Origin of the sequence: Roseovarius tolerans (assembly GCF_028885395.1) — a bacterium.
Taxonomy (GTDB): domain Bacteria; phylum Pseudomonadota; class Alphaproteobacteria; order Rhodobacterales; family Rhodobacteraceae; genus Roseovarius; species Roseovarius tolerans.
Genome location: NZ_CP118494.1, coordinates 1,659,802 through 1,678,207, shown reverse-complemented (window position 1 = coordinate 1,678,207; position 18,406 = coordinate 1,659,802). Strand labels below are relative to the sequence as shown.

Below are 18,406 nucleotides of genomic sequence, written 5' to 3'. Positions count from 1 at the left end.
CCTTTCCTCTTTGCCCCCAAGATAGAGGCGCACCCGGGGGCTTGCTAGGGGCCATTTTCGCCCGTCCTTCCGCAACCCGATTGCGCGCGCGCCGCATCCGGCGGATATGAGTATTTTTGCCAAGAAGAAGCTGCATGCCAGCGATGGTCAAAGGCGCGTTTCTTGGCTAAGACGGGCGAAATTGCCAAGGAGCGCCCAGATGGACGAGATCGAGCAGCCGCAAATCTATCTCATCACTCCGCCAGAGTTCGAGCTGGAGATATTCCCCGACCGTCTGGCGCATGTGCTTGACGCGCACGAGGTGGCCTGCCTTCGGCTCAGCCTTGCCACCCGCGACGAGGACCGCATCGCGCGCGCCGCCGATGCCTGCCGCGAGGTGACCCATGCGCGCGATATTGCACTGGTGATCGACAGCCATGTGCTGATGGTGGAACGGTTGGGGCTCGACGGGGTGCATCTACTGGATGGCTCGCGCGGGGTGCGCGCCGCGCGCAAGGAACTGGGCGAAGAGGCCATCGTCGGGGCCTTCTGCGGCACCTCGCGCCATGACGGGATGAGCGCGGGCGAAGCAGGTGCCGATTACGTGAGCTTCGGCCCCATCGGCTCCACCGGTCTTGGCGATGGGAGCCATGCAGACCGCGAGATTTTCGAATGGTGGTCAGAGGTGATCGAAGTGCCGATCGTCGCCGAAGGCGCGCTTGGCGTGGCGGAAGTGGCCTCCTTCGCCCCTGTCAGCGATTTTCTGGCCTTCGGCGAGGAGATCTGGCGCGAAGACGATGCAGCCGCGGCGCTCAGCCGCCTGATCGCCGCCATGGCTGACGGCTAGCCGCCCTTCAACCGCTTGAGCAAAACCACCTCGCTATCCTCGGCAATCGGCTGGAACCAGCTGTCGTTATAGACCCGCCCGTCGATCGACACCGACACGCCGCGCTCCAGTTCCGGGCGCAGGCCGGGGAATTTCTCCCCCAGCCCGTCGAGCAACTCGCGCAAGGTGGCGGCCTCGACCTCGACCTTGCGCGCGCCGTCCGCCTGATCGGCGAGCGAGCCCCAGAGCAGCACTTCGACCATCAGCCCTCCGCTTTGGCCTGCAGAGCCGCCAGCACACGCGGCGGCGACATCGGTAGTTGCGTCATCCGCACGCCTGCCGCCTCCGAGACCGCATTGGCGATGGCCGCCAGGGGCGGCACAATCGAGGTCTCGCCCACCCCGCGCACGCCGTAGGGGTGGCCGGGATTGGGGATTTCCAGAATGACCGTGTCGATCATCGGCAGGTCCGAGGCCACCGGAATCCGGTAGTCGAGGAACCCGGCATTCTGCAAGATGCCATCCTCGCCATAGATATACTCCTCGTTCAGCGCCCAGCCAATGCCCTGCACCGCGCCGCCCTGAAACTGCCCTTCGACATAGGAGGGATGCACCGCCTTGCCGGCGTCCTGGAACACCGTGTAGCGCAGGATCTTGGTCGATCCGGTGTCGCGGTCAAGCTCCACATCCACCATATGGGTGGCGAAACTCACGCCTGCACCTTCGGCGTTGACCTCGTGATGCCCGGCAATCGGCCCGCCGGTGTTGGAGGCGATGGCGGCGATTTCCTTGAGCGTCATGGGCGGGAATTTCCCGGCATTCGGCCCCGCAGGACGCGCAGCGCCGTCTTCCCATTCCACGGCCTCCTCGTCGATGCCCCAGACCAGCGCTGCCCGGCGGCACATCTCCTTTTTTGCAGCCTCAGCGGCCTTGATCGTGGCCAGCCCCACGGCAAAGGTTACGCGGGAGCCGTCGGTCACCTCGTTCTGCCCCAATGATCCGGTGTCGGCGATGATCGTGCGAACCTGATCGTAGGGTATGCCCAGCTCCTCGGCGGCCATCATCGTCATCGACGCGCGCGACCCACCGATATCGGGGTTGCCCTCCGACACGGTCACGGTGCCATCCGGCGTGATGTTGAGCGACACGCAAGTGTCGCCGCCGAAATTGAACCAGAACCCGCAAGCGACACCCCGACCCTGATTTTCACCCAAAGGGGCGGACCAGTGCGGGTGCGATTTCGCCGCCTCCAGCGTCGCCTTGAGGCCGATGGCGGGATAGGTCGGGCCGTAAGAGGCCTTGGTCCCCTCATCCGCACCGTTCATCAACCGCACCTTTAGCGGGTCGAGGCCAAAGCCCTTGGCCGCCTCGTCAATCGCGCTTTCGATGGCGAAGGCGGCCATCGGCGCGCCGGGCGCGCGGTAGGCGGCGGCCTTGGGCCGGTTGGTCACCACGTCCCAGCCCACGGTCTTGACGTTTTCCAGATCGTAAGGCGCAAAGCCGGACATCGCGCCCATATCGACGGGCGATCCCGGATAAGCACCGCCCTGATAACGCAACTCGGCGAAACCGGCGGTGATCTTGCCGTCTTTGGTCATGCCGATTTTCACGTCAATTGAGGTCGAAGAGGTCGGCCCGGTGGCGCGCAGCACCTCGGAGCGGCTCATCACCATCTTGACCGGGCGACCCGCCTTCTTGGCCAGCATGAGTGCGACAGGTTCAAGGAAAACCACCGTCTTGCCGCCGAAGCCGCCGCCAATTTCGCTGGCGGTGACGCGCAGTTGTCCCTGCTCCATACCCAGAATGGCGGCACAGGTGTTGCGCACCATGTAATGCCCCTGGGTGCAGACCCAGAGATCGGCGCGGCCATCCGAGCCCATCGTGGCCAGACAGGCATGCGGCTCGATATAGCCCTGATGGGTGGCCGCGGTGCGATAGGTGCGCTCAACCACGCGGTCGGCCTGCTTGAGCCCGGCCTCGATATCGCCATGCCCGAATTCAGAGCGCGCGATCACGTTCTGAGACAGGCCCTCGGGCACCGTCTCCTGTTGGCGGCCCTCATGCAGTACCGCCGCGTCGGGCTTTATCGCCTCGTCCACATCCGTCACATGCGGCAAGACCTCGTATTCGACCTCGATGAGTTTCAGTGCCTTGCGCGCCACCGCCGGGCTGCTTGCGGCCACAGCGGCCACCGCGTGACCATCATAAAGCGCCTTGTCGCCCGCCATGCAATTGTCGAGCACATCGGCCACATCCTCGGGCACCTCGCCGAAATCGGCGCGGGTGACCACGGCCTTTACGCCCGATAGCGCCTCGGCCTTCGACGCGTCGATCCTGACGATCCGCGCATGGGCATGCGGCGAGCGTAGGATGCGCCCGGTCAGCATGCCGGGTGCCACCATGTCGGCACCAAAGCGCGCGCGCCCCGTCACCTTGTCGATGCCGTCGGGCCGGTCGGGGCGCGTGCCGACGACCTTGAATTCGCGCGTTTTCTTGGTGTCATCCAATGCCATTACGATGCCCTCCGCATATCCGCCGCCGTTTCCATCACGGCGCGGATGATCTTGTCATAGCCGGTACAGCGGCAGAGATTTCCTGCCAACCAATAGCGCACCTCTTCTTCGCTCGGATCGGGGTTGCGCTCCAGCAGCGACTGCGCCGCGACCAGAATGCCCGGCGTGCAGATGCCGCATTGCAGCGCGGCCATCTCGATGAATTTCTGTTGCAGCGGGTGCAGTTGATCGCCGGTCGCCATGCCCTCGATGGTGGCGATGTCGCGGCCCTCGGCCTCGGCCCCCAGCATCAGGCAGGAACAGACAAGACGTCCATCCACGGCCACCGAACAGGCCCCGCAATCGCCGGTGCCGCAGCCTTCCTTGGTGCCGGTCAGGCCCAGCCGGTCGCGCAGCACGTCGAGCAGCGTGTCCTCGGCCTCGCAGAGAAACTCGGTCTCATCTCCGTTGATCTTGGTGGTTACGTGTAGCTGGCTCATGCCGTTTCTCCTTTCGCGCGTTTGGCCGCGATCACCGCCGCGCGGCGGGCCAGAACGCCCGCGACGTGGCGACGGAAATCAATCGTGCCGCGCTTGTCGTCAATCGGTGTGGCCGCCGCCGAGCAGGCCGCCGCCAGATCGCTCAGAGCCGCCTCGTCGAGAACGCGCCGCGTTATCGCTTCTGCCGCCTCCTCGACCAACATCACCTTGGGGCCGACCGCGCCAAGCGACACCCGCGCCGCCGTCACCCGGTCGCCCTCGTCAAGGCTCAGCGAGATGCCACAGCCGACAACGGCGATATCCATCTCGGTGCGCGGGATGAAGCGCAGATAGGCATCGCTAGAGCGTTCGCCACGGGCAGGCAGCCAGACAGAGGCGATGAATTCGCCACGCTCCAGCGCCGTCTTGCCGGGTTTTTGGGGGACGTCGATCACATCCATGTCACGCATGCCGTTCGGCCCGGCAATACGCACGGTCGCGCCCGCCGCAACCATCGCCGGGACGCTGTCCGCCGCAGGTGACGCGTTGCAGAGGTTCCCCGCCAGCGTGGCGCGGCCCTGGATCTGCGTCGAGCCAATGAGCCCCGCCGCCTCGACCACACCGGGCCAATCGGCGACAAGCCCCGCATGCTCGCCCATCTCGGCGCCCGAGACCGCAGCCCCGATGCGCCAACCACCGTCCTCGGCGGCAATCTCGCGCATGCCCTCGATGCGCTTGATATCGACGATCATCTCCGGCTCGATCATCTCCGAGCGCAGCTTGACGAGCAGGTCGGTGCCCCCCGCCAGCACATGCGCACCATCCTGCCCGGCCAGCAGGCTCACGGCATCTTCCAACCGTCTTGGTGCCTCGTATCGCATATGGATTGTCCTTTCCTCTTGATCGCCCGTGCAGGGCACAGCCTGACTCGGTCGCTATTTGGCACGACTATCCCGCATGTGAGGACGAGACGCAAACACCCCGCCGACATCCGCAGGATCACGCGCGGCATCACGTTATTCACACCGCAAAACCTGCCAAACGTCACATCACCGCTTCTTTCGCGCGCCAAAAGCGCCTTAATCCTCCGTCAATCTTCAATGGCTATTCAGACGAGACTGATTTCGACGAGTGACCCGATGACCTATGCCCGGCAAGCTGACGGATACACCGAAAAGAGCCCGCGCCACGCGTTGCTCTTCGAGCTCATTCGGCAACGTAGCATGGCGCAGCATGTAAGCCAGCGCATCGCGCAAACACCACCAGCCAATCCCGTCGAGGTTCTGCTTTTCGCCGATGATGCGCGCAGGTCCCTCGTCATGCAAGAGCACCCGCGCGTCACCTCATAGCCTGATCGCTACATCGCCGCTTGGAAGAGCGCCGCCAGGTTTTCTTCCGTCAGTTCAATGGGATTGCCGCCGCAGGACGGATCCTTGATCGCGCCCTTGACAAGTGTCGGGATGGCATCCTCGGTCACGCCGAGCGCAGCCAGCCCCTTGGGCACGCTGAAGCTGTCGTTGAAGCGGTCCACGAAGGCGCGAAAGCCGTCATAGCCGCCCTCGATGCCCAAATAACCCGCCGCACGGTCGAAGCGGTCGGCAATCATGGGCGCGTTCAGGTCCAGAACGGCGGGCATGCAAACCGCGTTGGTGGTGCCGTGATGGGTGTTGAAATGCGCGCCGATGGGATGGCTCATGGCGTGGATCGCGCCCAGACCCTTCTGGAACGCCGTCGCCCCCATGGCCGCAGCACTCATCATATGGGCGCGCGCCTCGATATCGTCAGGCGTCTCATAGGCGCGCGGCAGGTTCTCGATCACCAGCCGCATGCCTTCGAGCGCGATGCCCTGAGACATCGGGTGATAGTGCGGCGAGGAGAACGCCTCGACGCAATGCGCGAAGGCGTCGAGCCCGGTGCCCGCGGTGATCGCCTTCGGCATTCCGACGGTCAGTTCGGGATCACAGATCACCGTGACGGGCAGCATCTTGGGGTGAAAGATGATCTTTTTCTCGTGGCTTACCGAATTGGTCAGTACGCCCGCGCGCCCAACCTCCGAGCCCGTTCCGGCGGTGGTGGGCACGGCGATGATCGGAGCGATGGCATCGGCATCGGCGCGCGTCCACCAATCACCGATGTCCTCGAAATCCCAGATCGGGCGCGTCTGCCCCGCCATGAAGGCCACGCATTTGCCAAGGTCGAGCCCCGAGCCGCCGCCGAAGGCGATCACCCCGTCATGGCCCCCGGCCATGTAGGCCTCGACCCCGGCGGCGAGGTTGATCTCGTTTGGGTTGGGATCGACCTCGGAAAACACGGCGGCCTCCAACCCCGCCTTGCGCAGGATCTCCATTGCCTGCGCGGTGATCGGCAGCGGGGCCAGCCCCTTGTCGGTCACGAGCAGCGGGCGGGCGATGCCTGCCTGTGTGCAAGCCTCGGCCAGTTCCGCGATGCGGCCCGCCCCGAAACGGATGGCGGTGGGATAGGACCAGTTTGCGGTGAATGTCATGTCGTAGCCTTCTTGAGATGATAAGATTTCGGACGGGTCAGGTTGTGATAGCCGATGACCGAGAGCGCGCCACCGCGTCCGGTGCTCTTGCAGCCGGTCCAGCACAGCGCGGGATCAAGGTAATCGGCGCGGTTCATGAAGACTGTGCCGGTCTCGATGGCATCGCCGACCTGTGCGGCGCGAACCGCGTCACGGGTCCAGAGCGAGGCGGTCAGGCCGAAGGGGCTGTCATTCATCAGCCGGACTGCCTCGGCGTCATCCTTGACCGGCATGATGCCGACCACGGGGCCAAAGCTCTCGTCGCGCATGACCCGCATGTCATGGGTGACATTGGTAAGGATCTGCGGCGTCAGGTAGCAGCCGCCATCGTCCTGCGGCATGGTCGCGATGTGCGCCACAGCCCCCGCCGCCACGGCCTCATTGATCTGCGCGCGCACCTCTGCGGCAAAGCGTGTGTTGGCCATCGGGCCGATTGTGGTCTCGGGGTCCAGCGGATCGCCCACGCGGTAGCCGTTCACGATCTCCACGGCCTTTGCCACGAAGGCATCAAACAGGCTATCGTGCACGTAAATCCGCTCAATCCCGCAACAGCATTGGCCGGAATTGAACATCGCGGCGTCAATCAGCCCCTCGGCTGCGGTCGCGGGGTCGGCATCGTCCATCACGTAGCCCGGATCCTTGCCACCCAGTTCCAGACCCAGACCGGTAAAGGTGCCTGCGGCGGCGCGCTCCATCGCCTGCCCGCCGCCGACCGAACCGGTGAAATTGACGAAATCGAACTGCCGGTCGGCTATGAGCGTCGATGTGGTGTCGTGATCCAGAAACACGTTGCGGAACACGGCCTCAGGCACGCCCGCCGCATGGAAGGCCCGCGCCATGCGCTCGCCCACCAGCAGAGTCTGAGTTGCGTGTTTCAGCACAACCGCGTTCCCGGCTATGAGTGCCGGGGCCACGGTGTTGATCGCCGTCATGTAGGGGTAATTCCACGGCGCCACCACGAACACCACGCCATGCGGCACGCGGCGGATATAGCGGTGGAACGCGCCATCATCCGACACCTCGATATCCGCCAGCCCCTCCTCAGCGATCTCGGCCATATAGGATGCACGCTCGTTGAAACCGCCGAATTCGCCACCATAGCGCACCGGGCGGCCCATCATGCGGGCCAGTTCCGGCACGATCTCGTCGTTCATCTCACCGACAGCGGCAACGCCCGCCATCACCAGGTCTATCCGCTCCTGCAAGGGGCGCGCGGCCCATGCGGCCTGCGCCGCGCGGGTCTCGGCAATGGCCGCACGCGCGGCCTCGGCGCTCAGCGTCTCGCGGGTGGCAAAGACCGATCCGTCGATCGGAGATATACAATTGAGGGTAGTGGTCATTCTTCTTCGAATCCCGTTGTTTCGTCCTCAAGCTCGTGCAGGCTTGTGTGTTGAATTTTCCATCCCCCGTCAGATTGACGCTCAAGGGTGTGGAGGCTGGCCCCAAAGACCGGGCCGTTATCTGTTTCGGCATTGTAGCGAAGCAGACAGACCGCCAGATCGCCGTCGATCTTGAGGTCTTTTATCGTCATAACCTTGTTGCGCTCTTCTTCGGAAAACCAATCGCGATGCGCGTCAGCGATGGCCACGCGCCCGCGCAATGGCGCAGCCCAGGGCGAAAGAACCAGAGCGCCCAGAGTATAGAACGAGGCGCAACCGACGTCATCGCGCGCCTCATAGGCCGTGAGATAACCTTCGACGAGCGCGGCGATGAGGGCTTTATCATCCATGGTCACGCACGCTCGAAGCCCCTCTGCACTTCGTAGTCGGTCACCGCGCGGTCGAAATCCTCCTGCTCGACCTCCGCCGCGCGGGTGTAGTGATCGACCACCGCATCGCCGAAGGCATGCCGCAGCATGGCTGAATTGCGGAAGGTCTCGGTCGCCATGCTCAGTTTGTGCGGCACCTCGGCCACGTCGGCCATGCTGTAGAGATCGCCCTGCGCCGGATCGGGCAAGTCCAGCCCCTCCTCGATCCCCGCAAGCCCCGCCGCCAGTTGCCCGGCACAGGCGAGATAGGGGTTCATGTCCGACCCCGGAATGCGGCATTCGATGCGCACGCCCTTGGTGCCCTCGCCCACAAGGCGGAACCCGGCGGTGCGGTTGTCGATCGACCAGGCGGTCTTGGTGGGGGCAAAGGTGCCCGGCACAAAGCGCTTGTAGCTGTTGATATAGGGGGCCATCAGCAGCATGCAGTCGGGCGCGTATTTCAACAGCCCGGCCACGTATTGACGCATCACCTGCGACATCGAATGCGGCGCACCCGCATCAAAAAATACATTGCCCTCGGCGTTGAACAGCGACTGGTGGATATGCGCGGCACTGCCCACCTTGTCAGCGCGCCATTTCGGCAGGAAGGTCGCGGAATGACCATGCTGGGCGGCGATCTCCTTGACCGCGTGCTTGGCCAAGGTGTGCCGGTCGCACGCCTCGAGCGCGTCACCATAGCGGATATTCAACTCCTCCTGCCCGATCTCGGCCTCACCCTTGGTGTTCTCCACCGGAATGCCCATGGCGTATAGCGCGTTGCGCACCGGGCGCATGACATGCTCATCGCGCGTGGTGAACTGGATCGAGTAATCCTGATTGTATTTCACCAGCGTCGTCAGGTCACGGTAACCGCTAGCGCGGATCTCGTCGTAGGAGCGCTCGAACAGGAAGAACTCCAACTCGGTCGCCATCATCGGCGTCAGGCCCATGGCGGCTGCGCGCTCCATCTGCGCCTTGAGAATCTGGCGCGGGGAATGCGGCACCGGACCATGGGAATGGTGATCGAGAAAATCGCACAGCACCAGCGCGGTGCCCTCGAGCCAAGGCACCGGGCAGAGCGTGGCAAGGTCCGGCTTCATCGTGTAATCGCCATAGCCCATTGCCCAGCTTGTCGCGGCATAGCCGTCGGGCGTTTCCATCTCCAGATCGGTGGCCAGCAGGTAGTTGCAGCAATGCGTTTCCTCAAAACCGGCTTCGAGAAAGTTCGACACGTGGAACCGCTTGCCCACAAGGCGGCCCTGCATATCCACGGCGCAGGCGAGCACCGTGTCGATCTCGCCGCTCGCGGCCTTGGTTTTCAGCGCATCCAGTGTCAGGGCAGTCATGGTCTTTCGCTCCGTTCAGGCTTGGGAAAGGGGGCCCGGCACGGGCCCCCTTCTGGTATCGGCACAGGCCCCGCTCAGGTATAGCGGTAGGGGCGTCCGGCCTTTTCCATATCGGCGTTGTACTGCTTGAAGATCTCCACGACCTTGGCCTTGGTCTCGGATTGCGCCGCGATCTCGTCCCAGAACTCGCGCGCGGACGTCTCCACCGTGGCCCATTCCGCATCCGGGATTGTCGTCAGCTGCATCTTCTCGCCATGCACGCGCAACCGCGCCTCGCCGCCCCAATACCACCACTGGCGATAGTAATGCGACTGTTCCATGCAGGTGGCGAGCAGAAGTTTCAGATCCTCCGGCAGTTCCTCCCAACGGCCCATATTGGCAAAGAAATGGCCAACCCACGCGCCCGAGATGTTGTTGGTCAGGAAGTAGTTGGTCACATCGGCCCAACCCACCGTGTAATCCTCGGTGATGCCCGACCATGCGATGCCGTCAAGTTCGCCGGTCTGCACCGCAACCTCGATATCCTCCCATGGCAGGGTCACTGGGACCACGCCGAATTGCGACAGGAACCGGCCCGCCGTCGGGAAGGTAAAGACGCGCTTGCCCTTGAGATCCTCAAGGCTGTGGATCGGGTCCTTGGTGGCGAAATGGCACGGGTCCCATGACCCGGCGCTGATGTGTTTGACGCCGACGCGTGCGTATTCCTCTTCCCAGATCTCCTTTAGGCCGTACTGGTTGAACAGGACCGGAACATCGAGGCTATAGCGCGAGCCAAACGGGAAATAGCCGCCAAAGACCGTCACTTCGGTCGGGCTCGCCATGCTGTCATCGTCGGACTGCACGGCGTCGATGGTGCCCTGCTGCATGGAGCGGAAAAGCTCACCGGTGGGCACCAGCTGATCGGCATAAAAGAGCTCGATCTGCATGCGGTCGCCCGCGATCTTGTTGAACGTGTCGATGGCCGGTTTCACCACATGCTCGGCCAATGCCGCGCCGGCATAGGTCTGCATCCGCCAGGTGATCGTCGATTGCGCGAGCGCGGGAGCGGCCAGTGGTGCGGCCACTGCACCGGCGCCCGCGGATTTCAGGAACTTGCGTCTTGTCGTCGTCATCGTTCTTCTCCTTGTTGCAATGATGGCCCCTTCGTCAGGGCTCTTCTGGGGTTATTTTCCGTATACGTATTCTGGCAGCCACAGCGCGATTTGCGGAAAGATCATAACCAGCGACAGCGCCACCACCATCACGCCCACGAATGGCACGATGGAGCGGTAGATGTCGCGCAGCCCGATCTCGGGCGGGGCCATGGCGCGCATCAGAAAGAGGTTATAGCCGAAGGGCGGTGTCATGTAGGCGATCTGCGTTGTGATCGTGTATAGCACACCATACCAGATCAGATCGAAGCCAAGTGCGCCCACCAGCGGCACGTAGAGCGGCGCCACGATCACGAGCATCGCGGTGTCGTCCAGAAACGTGCCCATGATGATGAAACTGAGCTGCATCAGGATGAGGATCATCCACGGGCTGAGGTTCAGCGTTTCGGTGAACAGCCCCTCGATGGCGTTCACCGCCCCCAGCCCGTCAAAGATCGCGCCAAAGCCGAGTGCCGCAAGGATGATCCACATGAACATGCATGAAATCGCCAGCGTGTTGCGCACCGTTGTCTCGAACACCACCCGCGTCATCCGCCCCTTGAGGACGGCGGCAAGGAAAGCGGCAATCGCGCCGATGGCAGAGCTTTCCACCAGGCTCGTCCAGCCTTTGACGAAGGGCACCATCATCACCGCGAAGATCACCAGCGGCAACAGCCCCGCGCGCAGCAGACGCAGCTTTTCGGACAGCGACACGTTGCGCTCGTCTTCGGGCAACACCGGGCCGAGATGCGGCTGAATGCGGCAGCGGATATAGATATAAAGGATAAAGAGCGAGGCCATGAGCAGGCCCGGGATGACCCCCGCCAGCCACAACTGCCCCACCGGCTGCCGCGCGATCATCGCATAGAGCACCAGCACCACCGAGGGCGGCACGAGGATGCCAAGCGACGAGCCCGCCTGCACCACCCCCGTCACCATGATCTTGTCATAGCCCCGGCGCAGCAACTCGGGCAGCGCGATGGTGGCCCCGATGGCCATGCCCGCGACGCTCAGCCCGTTCATCGCCGAAATCAGCACCATGAGACCAATCGTGCCGATCGCCAGCCCGCCCCGCACCGGCCCCATCCAGACATGGAACATCTTGTAAAGGTCGTCGGCAATGCGGCTCTCGCTCAGGACATAGCCCATGAAGATGAACATCGGCAGGGTCAGCAGCGGATACCATTTCATCAGCTTCATCGCCGCCGAGAACGGGATTTCAACGCCACCCGTCCCCCAGAGCAGCACGCCCGCCAATGCCCCGACAAAACCGATGGCCCCAAACACCCGCTGCCCGGTCATCAGCATCAGCATCATGCCCGCGAACATGACGATGGCGATCATCTCATGCGGCATCGGTGTCTCCCTCGCGCAGGTATTGGATGTCGCGGAAGAACTCCGCCAACGCTTGCAGGATCATCAGGAACACGCCAAGGCACAGCACCACCTTGATCGGCCAGAGCGGCGGCCGCCACGCGGTCGGGCTGCGTTCGAGAAAGCCGAGTTTCTCTTGTGCGGCGCCCGGCCCCTCGGTGATCAGGGTCAGGAACAGATCCCCGAAAAAGGCAAACGGCTCCATCCCGAAATATCCAAGCGCGTAGGCGGTGGAGCTGACCGCGCCCATGAAGAGGACCACAAGGTAGAACAGCAGAAAGAACACGGTGAATCCGTCCACCATCGCCTTGGTGCGCGGTGACCAATCCCCATAGAACAGATCCATCCGCACGTTCGAACCCAATTGGATCGAATAAGGCCCGCCCAGAACGTAATAGGCGACCATCACGAATTGCGCGGTCTCCAACGTCCACAGCGACGGGGTCGAGGCTGCCTTGGATACAGACGACCAGAGAAGCACCCCCATCAGCACAAAGACCAGATACATGGCGATGCGCCCGATAAAGCGGTTCATCCTATCTATCGCGCGGATATAGCCTCGCATCGCGCTACGCATCATGGGCCTCCATCAGCTTGAGCCACACGAGCGCCGGACGCAGCAGGCGCAGCAATTCGGCGGCAACACGATCCTGCTGCGCGGGCGTCGCGATGAGGTCGTTGCGAACCTCCAGCATCACATTCGGCAGACCATTGGCGATCCCGTGCAGGCGCAGGCTATGCGTCACACCGTCGGCGGGGCCATAGGGCGCGTTGCGCTCGACCTGCCTGCCCGGCACCTCCTGCGCCAGCATCGCATCGGCAAGCCGCGCATCGCTGTCATGCAGGATACCGATCTCCACGGCGCGCGGCTGTCCCATCCATTGGGGCGTGAAGCTGTGCATGGTGATCAGCGCAAAGGGCGTGCCCACCCTGCCCCGCCGCGCGATCAGGTCAGATGTGGCGCGCGTGAACGGCGCATAGACCCGCGCCGCACGCGCCGCACGCGCGGCCGCACTCAGCCCGACATTGCCGGGCACCGCGATTCTTTCGCTGCGCTCGGGCATCGCACTCGGGGCCTCGGGCGGGCGGTTGCAATCATAAACCAGCCGCGAGACGCGCCCGGCAATCATCGGCGCCTCCAGCGCCTCCGACAGGCGCCGCGCCGCATCCTCCGCCCCCGGGTCCCACGCCGCGTGACTGTCGCGCGCCGACGGGTCAAGACCGAGGCCGTCATAGTCAGCGGGGATATGATTCGAGGCATGTTCACAGACGATCACGGCCGGTCCGACCCCGTCCGCGTTGATGATTTCATAGGCCTCGGCACGTTTTGCGAGCATGTTTCCCCCTGTCGCTGGAAAAAGCTTTCCATGAGAGAAGTTTTTCGTCAATATTTTTCCAGAACCATCCAGAGAAGATTTCCGTTGACCTGCCCCGCACCGCCCCCTTTGCACAGAATGTCACCGCGAAAGGCCCGCCTGTGACCGATGATCCGCCCATCGACCCCGCGCTGCCGATGACATCGGCCACGCCGACGGTGCGGCAACTCATCCGCAGTCAGTATCAGGACCTGACCCAATCCGAGCGCAAGTTCGCAAACACCCTGATGGAAAACTACCCCAATGCGGGCCTCGCCTCGATCACCACCGCCGCCGAGGGGGCGGGCGTCTCGGCCCCGGTGGTGGCGCGGATGGTGCAGAAACTGGGCTTCAAGGGCTACCCGCAGTTCCATCAGGCGCTGTTGCAGGAATTGCAGGCCAAGGTCTCGGGCCCGACCGAGCGCCGCGCAGTCTGGACCGTCGAGGCCCCCGAATCGCATATGCTCAACCGGTTTGCCGGGGCGGTGACGCAGAACCTCGCGCAGACCTTCGCCAATATCGACACCGCGCAATTCGACGCCGCCGCGCGTCTGCTGGCCAGCGAAAACGGGCTCTATATCGTTGGCGGGCGCATCACGCGGTCACTGGCCGAATATGCCTTCACCCATTTTCAGGCGATCCGCGAGCGGGTCACGCATCTCACCTCCTCGCCCGCCACATGGCCGCATTACGTGCTCGACATGGTCGAGGGCGACACGCTGCTGATCTTCGATATTCGCCGCTACGAGGAAAACCTTCTGCGGCTGGCCGAGATCGCCTCGGCACGCGGCGTGCGGGTGATCCTGATCACCGATCAATGGGCCAGCCCCGTCGCGGGACTGGCCGAAGCGACATTTCATTGCTGGGGGGAAATCCCGTCGGCGTGGGATTCCAACATCGCCACGCTATCGCTCACCGAGGCACTGATCGCGGCGACGCAAGAGGAACGCTGGCCCGAGGCGCGCGACCGCTTCGAGCGGCTCGACAGCCTGTTCGAGATGACGCGGCTCTTTCGCAAACCCTGAACGGGGCCACCGCGCGGCCCCGGGAAAGGAGATCACGGGCGCGGATCACAGCCGATGCAGGCAAGAACGGTTTTCATGGAAACGTCACCGAACCTGCGCTAACACTCAGAAACGAACAATTACGATCACGTTGTTCAAGACAGGGAAAACACATGAAACTCACATCCACGCATATGACCCTGGCCGCCGTTCTGACCGGAACGCTGGCCTTCGCACATCCCGCCGCCGCGGATACGCTGCGGCTGCTGACATGGGGCGGATACGCCCCCGAGGACGTCATCGCCAAATTCGAGGAAGAGACCGGCCACACCGTCGAGGTCACGCTCTCCAACAACGAGGAAATGATCGCCAAGCTGCGCGCCACCGGCGGCGGCGGCTTCGACCTTGCCCAGCCCAGCCAGGACCGTATCGCCGGCCCGCAGGCCGAGTTCGGCATCTACAAGCCGATGGACATCTCCAAGATCAACGAATCACTCTTCATCCCGTCGATGCTCAAGGCGACCAAGGCCAACACCACGGTCGGCGGCGAAGTCTACGGCGTGCCGCATGTCTGGGGCACGTCGGGCCTCGTGCTCGACACCTCCAAGGCCGACATGGTCAAGGACTACACCGATCTGTGCTCCGACGCCGTGGCCGGTGACGTCTCCTACCGCCTCAAGCGCCCGACGCTGATCGGCTTTGCCTTCGCCATGGGGATGGACCCCTTCGCCGCCTATGGCGACGAGGCCGCCTATACCGAGATCATGGAAAAGGTCGAGGCCAAGCTTGTCGACTGCAAACCCAATGTCAAAGCCTATTGGGGTGGCGGCGACGAGCTGATGAACCTGATGCGCTCGGGTGAGATCGTGGCGGCGATGGCCTGGGATACCGGCGGCTGGAAGCTGAACGAGGACAGTGCCGACATCACCTTCGTCGCGCCTGCCTCGGGTGCGCTTGGCTGGATCGACACCTTCGTGCTGCCCGCCAAGGGCCGCGCCGATGACGCTGCCTATGACTGGATCAACTTCGTGATGCAGCCCGAGGTGTCGGCGATGATCACCGCATCCGCAGGCAACTTCACCGCCTCGCAGGGCGCGGACGAATTCGCCTCCGACGCGCTCAAGGCGAAGTATCAGGCCAGCTTCCCGCCCGAAGCAGTGGACAACATCAAGTGGTATCCGCCGGTGCCCGCAGGGCTTGAGGTGATCGAGGGTGGCGTGCTCGACCGCGTCAAAGCCGCGAACTGAAGCTGCGCAATATCTCCGAGGCTCCCGCCGCACTGGCGGGGGCTTCTTGCATTGAAGGACCCCGACATGACGCAGCCCGATCTTGCCTGCACCCATCTCACCAAGCGGTTCGGCGACACGACCGCCGTCGACGATGTCAGCTTCGAGGTGCCGCCGGGCTCGTTCTTTTCGATCCTCGGGCCGTCAGGCTGCGGAAAGACGACGATCATGCGGATGATCGCGGGCTTCCTCGCGCCTTCTGATGGCGACATCCGGATCAAGGGCCGCTCGGTACTCGACGTGCCCCCCAACAAGCGCCCGGTGAACATGGTGTTCCAGCATCTCGCACTTTTTCCGATGATGAACATCGCTGACAACATCGGCTACGGGCTGCGCCGCAAGGGCCTGCCCAAGCCTGAGATCACAGCCAAGGTGGGTGAGGTGCTAGAGCGGATCGGCCTGCCCGATATCGGCACGCGCCGGGTCGAGGAACTCTCGGGCGGGCAGAAACAGCGCGTGGCGATCGCCCGCTGCATGGTGCTGGAGCCCGATGTGCTGCTCCTTGATGAACCGCTCGGCGCGCTCGACCTGAAGCTGCGCGAACATATGAAGATCGAGTTGAAGGCGCTGCAGGCCGCCTTTGACACCACCTTTGTCTATATCACCCATGACCAGAGCGAGGCGCTGGTCATGTCCGACACCGTCGCGGTGATGAATGCCGGGCGGTTCGAGCAGATGGGTGCCGCGCGCGATCTTTATTACCGGCCCGAAACCGCCTTTGTCGCGGGCTTTGTCGGGGACAGCAACCGCTGGCGTGGCCGCGTCGAAAGCGTGGATGGCGACGCCCTCCGCCTGCGCAGCGACAGCGGGCTGGCACTTTTGGGAAGCCGCCACGGGCGCGCCCTTTCCGACGGGACCACGGCCGATATCTATGTGCGTCCCGAGGCGATCCGCCTTGGTCACACGCCCGGTGACGTGGCACATTTCGACAATCGCCTGTCGGGCACCGTGACCAGCCTTCTGTTCAATGGTGCCGCCAGCCGTATCCTTATGCGCCCTGACCAGGGCAGCGAGGAAATCGAGGTGGCGCTGCCGCAATCCGGCGAGTTCGCCCATCTCGAGCGCGGATCAGCGGTGCATGTCGGCTGGTCCAGCGATCAGGGCAATTGCTTTGCGGCGGAGGCAGGCTGATGCAGGCCGCACAAAGGCTCGGGTTTCTGCTTCTGGTGACACCGCTCCTGCTATGGCTGGGTCTGCTGATCATCATCCCGCATGTCGACATGTTCCTCGTCTCGCTGCGCGAGCGGGTGGGGGTCGGAGAATACGCGACGAGCCTCGCCAATTACCGCAGCTTCATCGACGAACCGCTGTACCTCATGACCTTCGCGCGCACCGCCGTGATGTCGGTGATGGCGACGGCGCTCACCCTTCTGATCGGCTTTCCGGTGGCCTATTACATCGCCAAGATGGCGCGCGGGCGGGTGCGTTCGGCGCTCTTTCTGCTGTGCCTCGTGCCGTTCTGGGTGTCGGAACTGGTGCGCACCTTCGGCTGGATGATCCTGCTGCGCGAAACCGGCCTGTTCTCGTCGGTCCTGCAATGGGCAGGGCTGGCCGATGCGCCGGTCGAGATGCTCTATAATGACGCCGCGATCATGGTGGGACTGGTCTATACCTCGATGCTGTTCATGGTGGTACCGCTGATCACCACGCTCGACAGTCTCGACGACGCGGTGATCGAGGCGGGCTATGATCTCGGCGGCTCGGGCCCGTCGATCCTGCGCGAGATCGTCATTCCCCATGCCATGCCCGGCATCGTCTCGGGCTCCATCGTCGTCTTCATGCTATCGCTCGGCAATTACCTCACCCCGATCATGCTGGGCGGCAAGGACAGCCTGTGGTTCACCGAACTGATCTATTCGCAGTTCATCGTGCGCTTCAACTGGGAACTTGGCGCGGCTTTCGGCTTCATGCTGCTGATCCTGTCATCGGTAATCGTCTGGGGCACGCTGCGCGTGACCGGCCAGACCCTTGAAAAAACCATGGGATGAGAGACACGCCATGATCCCCACCATCCCCCAGAGCCGCTTGATCAAGGTGACCTACACCGCCTATGTGGTGCTCTTTTTCACCTATCTCGCGCTGCCGCTCACGGTGGTCGCGGTCTTTGCCTTCAACGACAGCCAGTTCCCCTCGCTGCCCTGGGAAGGGTTCACCTGGGACTGGTTCTTCGGCGAGGAACAACCCAAGATTGGCGTCTTTCACGAACGTCCCATCCTGCGCGCCATCGGCACCTCGGCCTTTGTCGGGCTTTGCGTCTCGGCGCTCTCGGTCGCTGTGGGCACCACCAATGCGTTTCTCTTCAACCGCTACCAGTTTCGCGGCCGTGGGCTGCTTTATGTGCTGATGCTGACGCCGCTGGTCATTCCCGGGATCGTTCTGGGCATCTCTATTCTTGTCTTTTCCTCGACCGTCGCCAATGCGGCCTGGGACGCGATGGAATGGGATATAACGGCGCTGCGCCCCGGCCTTGTGCTGGTGATCCTCGGGCAGTTCTCCTTCATCACCACCATCGCCACGCTGGTCATCGCCGCCCGGTTGCAGAAATTCGACCGCACGCTGGAGGAGGCCGCCCTCAACCTCGGGGCGGGTCACCTGACGGCGGTGCGCTCGATCACCATCCCCTACCTCATGCCCGCCCTGATCGGGGCCTTTGTCGTGGCGTTTCTGATGAGCTTCGAGAATTTCAACACCACGCTGATGCTGGTAGGATCCGACGCACCGCTGACCATCGCGATGTTCGACCGGCTCAAGGAAGGCTCCACCCCGCTGCTCAACGCGGTGTCGCTGCTGCTCATGGTCGGGTCGAGCCTGCTGGCGCTGGTCATGATCGCGTTTCAGCGCAGGTAG

19 protein-coding genes are annotated in these 18,406 nt (G+C 63.5%); 7 read left to right on the top strand and 12 right to left on the bottom strand.

The features are described 5' to 3' along the window. Nucleotides 1-199: 199 nt before the first annotated feature. Nucleotides 200-826, top strand: a complete 627-nt coding sequence (locus PVU19_RS08305; protein ID WP_050661824.1) for a thiamine phosphate synthase — start codon at nt 200-202, stop codon at nt 824-826. On the opposite strand, the gene PVU19_RS08300 is transcribed toward PVU19_RS08305, so the two are convergent. The 4 genes from PVU19_RS08300 to PVU19_RS08285 are packed head-to-tail and all read right to left on the bottom strand — an operon-like array spanning nt 823 to nt 4,656. Continuing rightward, the gene (locus PVU19_RS08300) at nt 823-1,068 is read right to left on the bottom strand and encodes a MoaD/ThiS family protein (RefSeq protein WP_050661825.1); all 246 of its coding nucleotides are present in this window, start codon (nt 1,066-1,068) and stop codon (nt 823-825) included. The two genes, PVU19_RS08305 and PVU19_RS08300, sit on opposite strands and share 4 nt — an antisense overlap. After that, on the bottom strand, nt 1,068-3,317 hold the full coding sequence (locus tag PVU19_RS08295) for a xanthine dehydrogenase family protein molybdopterin-binding subunit (RefSeq protein WP_050661826.1): 2,250 nt from the start codon (nt 3,315-3,317) through the stop codon (nt 1,068-1,070). Before PVU19_RS08295 ends, PVU19_RS08300 begins: the two co-directional genes overlap by 1 nt. Further along, on the bottom strand, nt 3,317-3,796 hold the full coding sequence (locus tag PVU19_RS08290; RefSeq protein WP_050661827.1) for a (2Fe-2S)-binding protein: 480 nt from the start codon (nt 3,794-3,796) through the stop codon (nt 3,317-3,319). Before PVU19_RS08290 ends, PVU19_RS08295 begins: the two co-directional genes overlap by 1 nt. After that, nucleotides 3,793-4,656 (bottom strand): FAD binding domain-containing protein, encoded by an 864-nt coding sequence (locus PVU19_RS08285; protein WP_050661828.1) that lies wholly within the window; start codon nt 4,654-4,656, stop codon nt 3,793-3,795. The genes PVU19_RS08290 and PVU19_RS08285 overlap by 4 nt, the downstream gene beginning before the upstream one ends. Between PVU19_RS08285 and PVU19_RS08280 the strand changes: the two genes are divergently transcribed. Next, nucleotides 4,588-5,124: a hypothetical protein gene (locus tag PVU19_RS08280; RefSeq protein ID WP_235575698.1), complete on the top strand. Its 537-nt coding sequence runs from the start codon at nt 4,588-4,590 to the stop codon at nt 5,122-5,124. The genes PVU19_RS08285 and PVU19_RS08280 overlap by 69 nt on opposite strands. Before the next feature lie 8 nt (nt 5,125-5,132). Here the strand turns inward: PVU19_RS08280 and PVU19_RS08275 are convergent, their stop codons facing one another. From PVU19_RS08275 to PVU19_RS08240, 8 genes are all read right to left on the bottom strand, one after another. Next, nucleotides 5,133-6,278: an iron-containing alcohol dehydrogenase gene (locus PVU19_RS08275; RefSeq protein WP_050661830.1), complete on the bottom strand. Its 1,146-nt coding sequence runs from the start codon at nt 6,276-6,278 to the stop codon at nt 5,133-5,135. Continuing rightward, complete coding sequence (locus PVU19_RS08270) at nt 6,275-7,657, bottom strand: aldehyde dehydrogenase family protein (RefSeq protein WP_050661831.1); 1,383 nt, start codon at nt 7,655-7,657, stop codon at nt 6,275-6,277. Before PVU19_RS08270 ends, PVU19_RS08275 begins: the two co-directional genes overlap by 4 nt. After that, nucleotides 7,654-8,046, bottom strand: coding sequence for a YybH family protein (locus PVU19_RS08265; RefSeq protein WP_050661832.1), 393 nt, complete (start codon nt 8,044-8,046; stop codon nt 7,654-7,656). The genes PVU19_RS08270 and PVU19_RS08265 overlap by 4 nt, the downstream gene beginning before the upstream one ends. 2 nt (nt 8,047-8,048) lie before the next feature. Continuing rightward, on the bottom strand, nt 8,049-9,410 hold the full coding sequence (locus tag PVU19_RS08260) for a glutamine synthetase family protein (protein ID WP_050661833.1): 1,362 nt from the start codon (nt 9,408-9,410) through the stop codon (nt 8,049-8,051). A gap of 74 nt (nt 9,411-9,484) precedes the next feature. Continuing rightward, nucleotides 9,485-10,522, bottom strand: coding sequence for a TRAP transporter substrate-binding protein (locus PVU19_RS08255; RefSeq protein WP_050661834.1), 1,038 nt, complete (start codon nt 10,520-10,522; stop codon nt 9,485-9,487). A gap of 51 nt (nt 10,523-10,573) precedes the next feature. Beyond that, nucleotides 10,574-11,896, bottom strand: a complete 1,323-nt coding sequence (locus tag PVU19_RS08250; RefSeq protein WP_050661835.1) for a TRAP transporter large permease — start codon at nt 11,894-11,896, stop codon at nt 10,574-10,576. After that, nucleotides 11,886-12,491, bottom strand: a complete 606-nt coding sequence (locus PVU19_RS08245) for a TRAP transporter small permease subunit (protein WP_050661853.1) — start codon at nt 12,489-12,491, stop codon at nt 11,886-11,888. The genes PVU19_RS08250 and PVU19_RS08245 overlap by 11 nt, the downstream gene beginning before the upstream one ends. After that, nucleotides 12,484-13,251 (bottom strand): N-formylglutamate amidohydrolase, encoded by a 768-nt coding sequence (locus PVU19_RS08240; RefSeq protein WP_050661836.1) that lies wholly within the window; start codon nt 13,249-13,251, stop codon nt 12,484-12,486. Before PVU19_RS08240 ends, PVU19_RS08245 begins: the two co-directional genes overlap by 8 nt. Before the next feature lie 176 nt (nt 13,252-13,427). Between PVU19_RS08240 and PVU19_RS08235 the strand changes: the two genes are divergently transcribed. The 5 genes from PVU19_RS08235 (at nt 13,428) to PVU19_RS08215 (ending at nt 18,406) form a co-directional block, all read left to right on the top strand. After that, nucleotides 13,428-14,294 (top strand): MurR/RpiR family transcriptional regulator, encoded by an 867-nt coding sequence (locus tag PVU19_RS08235; protein ID WP_050661854.1) that lies wholly within the window; start codon nt 13,428-13,430, stop codon nt 14,292-14,294. A 173-nt stretch (nt 14,295-14,467) separates the two neighbouring features. Further along, nucleotides 14,468-15,520 (top strand): extracellular solute-binding protein, encoded by a 1,053-nt coding sequence (locus PVU19_RS08230; RefSeq protein ID WP_235575697.1) that lies wholly within the window; start codon nt 14,468-14,470, stop codon nt 15,518-15,520. A 66-nt stretch (nt 15,521-15,586) separates the two neighbouring features. Next, on the top strand, nt 15,587-16,690 hold the full coding sequence (locus PVU19_RS08225) for an ABC transporter ATP-binding protein (RefSeq protein WP_050661838.1): 1,104 nt from the start codon (nt 15,587-15,589) through the stop codon (nt 16,688-16,690). Next, entirely contained in the window at nt 16,690-17,547 is an 858-nt protein-coding gene (locus tag PVU19_RS08220) for an ABC transporter permease (protein ID WP_050661839.1), read from the top strand. Before PVU19_RS08225 ends, PVU19_RS08220 begins: the two co-directional genes overlap by 1 nt. Before the next feature lie 10 nt (nt 17,548-17,557). Beyond that, a complete protein-coding gene (locus PVU19_RS08215) occupies nt 17,558-18,406 on the top strand; it encodes an ABC transporter permease (RefSeq protein WP_050661840.1) in 849 nt (282 codons plus the stop codon).

Excerpts from the sequence above, each read along its gene's own strand:
- PVU19_RS08230 (WP_235575697.1), top strand. The coding sequence starts at position 14,468 with ATGACCCTGGCCGCCGTTCTGACCGGAACGCTGGCCTTCGCACATCCC.
- PVU19_RS08280 (WP_235575698.1), top strand. The coding sequence starts at position 4,588 with ATGCGCACCATCCTGCCCGGCCAGCAGGCTCACGGCATCTTCCAACCG.
- PVU19_RS08250 (WP_050661835.1), bottom strand. The coding sequence starts at position 11,896 with ATGCCGCATGAGATGATCGCCATCGTCATGTTCGCGGGCATGATGCTG.
- PVU19_RS08260 (WP_050661833.1), bottom strand. The coding sequence starts at position 9,410 with ATGACTGCCCTGACACTGGATGCGCTGAAAACCAAGGCCGCGAGCGGC.
- PVU19_RS08295 (WP_050661826.1), bottom strand. The coding sequence starts at position 3,317 with ATGGCATTGGATGACACCAAGAAAACGCGCGAATTCAAGGTCGTCGGC.
- PVU19_RS08285 (WP_050661828.1), bottom strand. The coding sequence starts at position 4,656 with ATGCGATACGAGGCACCAAGACGGTTGGAAGATGCCGTGAGCCTGCTG.
- PVU19_RS08245 (WP_050661853.1), bottom strand. The coding sequence starts at position 12,491 with ATGCGTAGCGCGATGCGAGGCTATATCCGCGCGATAGATAGGATGAAC.
- PVU19_RS08300 (WP_050661825.1), bottom strand. The coding sequence starts at position 1,068 with ATGGTCGAAGTGCTGCTCTGGGGCTCGCTCGCCGATCAGGCGGACGGC.
- PVU19_RS08235 (WP_050661854.1), top strand. The coding sequence starts at position 13,428 with ATGACATCGGCCACGCCGACGGTGCGGCAACTCATCCGCAGTCAGTAT.
- PVU19_RS08225 (WP_050661838.1), top strand. The coding sequence starts at position 15,587 with ATGACGCAGCCCGATCTTGCCTGCACCCATCTCACCAAGCGGTTCGGC.
- PVU19_RS08240 (WP_050661836.1), bottom strand. The coding sequence starts at position 13,251 with ATGCTCGCAAAACGTGCCGAGGCCTATGAAATCATCAACGCGGACGGG.
- PVU19_RS08215 (WP_050661840.1), top strand. The coding sequence starts at position 17,558 with ATGATCCCCACCATCCCCCAGAGCCGCTTGATCAAGGTGACCTACACC.
- PVU19_RS08275 (WP_050661830.1), bottom strand. The coding sequence starts at position 6,278 with ATGACATTCACCGCAAACTGGTCCTATCCCACCGCCATCCGTTTCGGG.
- PVU19_RS08265 (WP_050661832.1), bottom strand. The coding sequence starts at position 8,046 with ATGGATGATAAAGCCCTCATCGCCGCGCTCGTCGAAGGTTATCTCACG.
- PVU19_RS08270 (WP_050661831.1), bottom strand. The coding sequence starts at position 7,657 with ATGACCACTACCCTCAATTGTATATCTCCGATCGACGGATCGGTCTTT.
- PVU19_RS08290 (WP_050661827.1), bottom strand. The coding sequence starts at position 3,796 with ATGAGCCAGCTACACGTAACCACCAAGATCAACGGAGATGAGACCGAG.
- PVU19_RS08255 (WP_050661834.1), bottom strand. The coding sequence starts at position 10,522 with ATGACGACGACAAGACGCAAGTTCCTGAAATCCGCGGGCGCCGGTGCA.
- PVU19_RS08305 (WP_050661824.1), top strand. The coding sequence starts at position 200 with ATGGACGAGATCGAGCAGCCGCAAATCTATCTCATCACTCCGCCAGAG.
- PVU19_RS08220 (WP_050661839.1), top strand. The coding sequence starts at position 16,690 with ATGCAGGCCGCACAAAGGCTCGGGTTTCTGCTTCTGGTGACACCGCTC.